The sequence below is a fragment of the Streptomyces sp. CNQ085 genome (assembly GCF_022614595.1).
GTDB lineage: Bacteria > Actinomycetota > Actinomycetes > Streptomycetales > Streptomycetaceae > Streptomyces.
Map to the genome: position 1 here is coordinate 1 of NZ_JAJFAU010000083.1, position 3,425 is coordinate 3,425.

Annotated in this window: 1 protein-coding gene and 1 pseudogene; both read left to right on the forward strand. The window is 75.2% G+C overall.

Features of this window, described 5'->3' with window-relative positions; translation table 11 throughout:
- Window positions 1-1,039, forward strand: a pseudogene (locus LJ221_RS14980) (dihydroxyacetone kinase); the annotation flags it as partial.
- Window positions 1,040-1,088: 49 nt separating this feature from the next.
- Window positions 1,089-3,368 (forward strand): ATP-dependent DNA helicase RecG, encoded by a 2,280-nt coding sequence (gene recG / locus LJ221_RS14985; RefSeq protein WP_241717232.1) that lies wholly within the window; start codon window positions 1,089-1,091, stop codon window positions 3,366-3,368.
- Window positions 3,369-3,425 lie beyond the last annotated feature (57 nt).

The following is a 3,425-nucleotide window of genomic DNA, read 5'->3' on the forward strand; positions in this document are numbered from 1 at the left end:
GCCCGAGGCCCCGGCGGCCGAGCGCGCCGGAACGCCGGCCCCGCTCCCGGGCCCGGACCGGATACCGGGCCCGGACGGCGGGGGCTGCCCGGCGCCGGAGGAACCGGCCGGCCCGGCCTACGAGGTCGTCTACCTGCTGGAGGCCGGGGACGAGGCCGTGGCCGCCCTGCGCACCCGGCTCGACGCCCTGGGCGACTCCCTGGTCGTGGTCGGCGGCGACGGGCTGTGGAACGTCCACGTCCATGTGGACGACGCCGGCGCCGCGGTGGAGGCCGGGATCGAGGCCGGTCGCCCCTTCCGCGTCCGGATCACGCACTTCGGCGCCCAGACCGGCGGTCGGCACGCCGACCGCGAGCCCGCGCACGCCCCCGGCCGTGCCGCCCACCGCGCCGTGATCGCGGTGGTGCCCGGCGACGGACTGGCCGAACTGTGCGCCGCGGCGGGCGCCACCACCGTCACCGCGTGCCCCGGGGAGCCGCCCGCCAGCGGGGAGCTGGCGCAGGCCCTGCTGGGGACCGGCGCGTCCGAGGCCGTCCTGCTGCCCAACGATCCCGAGCTGTGGCACACCGCCGCCGCGGCCGCCGAACAGGCCCGTGCCGAGGGGCTGAGGGTCGCCATCATCCCCACCCGCTCCCCGGTGCAGGGCATCGCCGCCCTCGCCGTGCACGAGCCCGGCCGCCGCTTCGACGAGGACGTCGTCGCCATGACCTCCGCGGCCGGGGCCACCCGGTACGGCGAGTTGTGCGTCGCCGAACGGCAGGCGTGGACGACAGCCGGGATCTGCCAGGCCGGGGACGTCCTCGGTCTGATCGAGGGGGACGTGGCGCTGATCGGCGCGCGGGCGGCGGACGTGGCCGCGGCCGTACTGGACCGGATGCTCTCGGGCGGCGGCGAGTTGGTGACCCTGGTGGTCGGCGCGGACGCCCCCGGGGGTCTGGCCGAGTACCTGGAGGAGCATGTGCGCCGCAACCACCTGGCCGTCGACACACTCGTCCACGAGGGGCGGCAGAGTGGCCCGCTGCTGATCGGCGTGGAGTGAGCGGAGTGAGCGGGTCGCACGGCCCGCACTGTCGGCGGTGTGGTGTGCAATGGGGGACGTGCCCGTGCTGGAAGAGAACACGCGAGACCCCCTGACGGAACCGCTGCGAACGGTGCTCGGCGGCACCACGGCGAAGGTGATGGCCGAGCACCTCGGCCTGCGCACCGTCGGAGACCTGCTGCACCACTACCCGCGGCGGTACGCCGAGCGCGGCGAGCTGACCCGGCTCGCCGACCTGCCGCTGGACGAGCACGTCACCGTGGTCGCCCAGGTCGCCGACTCCCGGGTGCTCACCTTCAACCAGGGCCGCGGCAAGCGTCTGGAGGTCACCCTCACCGACGGCAGCGGCCGCCTCCAGCTGGTCTTCTTCGGCCGGGCCGTCCACCATCACCACAAGGAGCTGCTGCCCGGTCGCCGGGGGATGTTCGCGGGCAAGGTCGGTGTGTTCAACCGGAAGCTCCAGCTCTCCCATCCCGCCTACGAGCTGCTGGGCGCCGACGGCGGAGCGGAGGCGGTGGACGCCTTCGCGGGAAGGCTCATGCCGATCTACCCGGCGTGCAAGCAACTGGAGTCGTGGAAGATCGCCAAGGCCGTCGCCACCGTCGTGGACTCCCTGCGGGCCACCGGCTGGACGGGGGTGGTGGATCCGCTGCCCGCCGCCCTGCGCGCCGAGCGCGGCCTGCCCACGCTGCCGGAGGCGCTGGAGAAGGCCCACCGGCCCCGCACCAAGGCGGACGTGGAGCTGGCGCGGGCCCGGCTGAAGTGGGACGAGGCGTTCGTCCTCCAGGTCGCGCTGGCCAGGCGCCGCCTGGCCGAGGGACAGCTGCCGGCCGTTGCGCGCAGGCCGCGCGAGGGCGGGCTGCTGGACGCCTTCGACGCCCGGCTGCCGTTCACCCTCACCGAGGGCCAGCGGGCCGTCAGCCGGGAGATCTTCGACGACCTGGCCACCGAGCATCCCATGCACCGCCTCCTCCAGGGTGAGGTCGGCTCCGGCAAGACGCTGGTGGCGCTGCGTGCCATGCTCGCGGTGGTGGACGCCGGCGGGCAGGCCGCTATGCTCGCCCCCACCGAGGTGCTGGCCCAGCAGCACCACCGCTCGATCACCGAGATGATGGGCGAGCTGGCCGAGGGCGGAATGCTCGGCGGCGCCGAGCACGCCACCAAGGTCGTGCTGCTCACCGGTTCGATGGGGGCCGCCGTCCGCCGCCGGGCGCTGCTGGACCTGGCCACCGGCGAGGCCGGGGTCGTCATCGGCACCCACGCCCTGATCGAGGACAAGGTGGGCTTCCACGACCTGGGGCTGGTCGTGGTGGACGAGCAGCACCGCTTCGGCGTCGAGCAGCGCGACGCCCTGCGCTCCAAGGGGAAGCGGCCCCCGCACCTGCTGGTGATGACCGCCACCCCCATCCCGCGTACCGTCGCCATGACGGTCTTCGGCGACCTGGAGACCTCCGTGCTGGACCAGCTCCCGGCCGGACGCTCGCCCATCACCAGCCATGTCGTGCCCGCCGCCGAGAAGCCCCACTTCCTGGCCCGCGCCTGGGAGCGGGTGCGCGAGGAGGCTTCGGCCGGGCACCAGGCATACGTGGTCTGCCCGCGCATCGGCGACGAGGAGGAGCCCGCCGGCGCCGGGCGGGGCGGCGGAGGCGGCGGAGGCGGCGAGGACCGTGCGGGGGGCGAGGACGACGGGGGCGCCGACGGCGGAGGCGAGCGCCGCCCGCCGCTGGCCGTCCTCGACATCGCCGGGCAGCTCGCCGACGGACCGCTCAAGGGACTGCGGGTGGCCGCGCTGCACGGCCGGATGCAGCCGGACGCCAAGGACGAGGTGATGCGCCGCTTCGCCGCCGGCGAGCTGGACGTCCTGGTCGCCACGACCGTCATCGAGGTCGGGGTCAACGTGCCGAACGCCACCGTGATGGTGATCATGGACGCGGACCGCTTCGGTGTCTCCCAGCTCCACCAGCTGCGCGGCCGGGTCGGGCGCGGCAGTGCGCCGGGACTGTGCCTGCTGGTCAGCGAGGCCCCCGAGGGCAGCCCCGCCCGCGCCAGGCTGGGGGCGGTCGCCGCCACGCTGGACGGATTCGAGCTGTCCCGCATCGACCTGGAGCAGCGACGGGAGGGCGATGTGCTGGGCCAGGCGCAGTCCGGCACCCGCTCCTCCCTGCGGATGCTCGCCGTCATCGACGACGAGGAAGTCATCGCGGCCGCCCGGAAGAAGGCGACGGAGATCGTCGCCGCCGATCCCGGACTGGAACGCCTGCCCGAACTGCGCGCGGCCCTGGAGGCGCTGCTGGACGCCGAGCGCGAGGAGTACCTGGAGAAGGGCTGACGGGGACGCGGCCCGCCCGCGCGCCTATCGTGGTGGGGGGGGGGGGGGGGGGGGGGG

Coding starts and splice junctions, on each gene's coding strand:
- recG (WP_241717232.1), top strand. CDS start 1,089: ATGGGGGACGTGCCCGTGCTGGAAGAGAACACGCGAGACCCCCTGACG.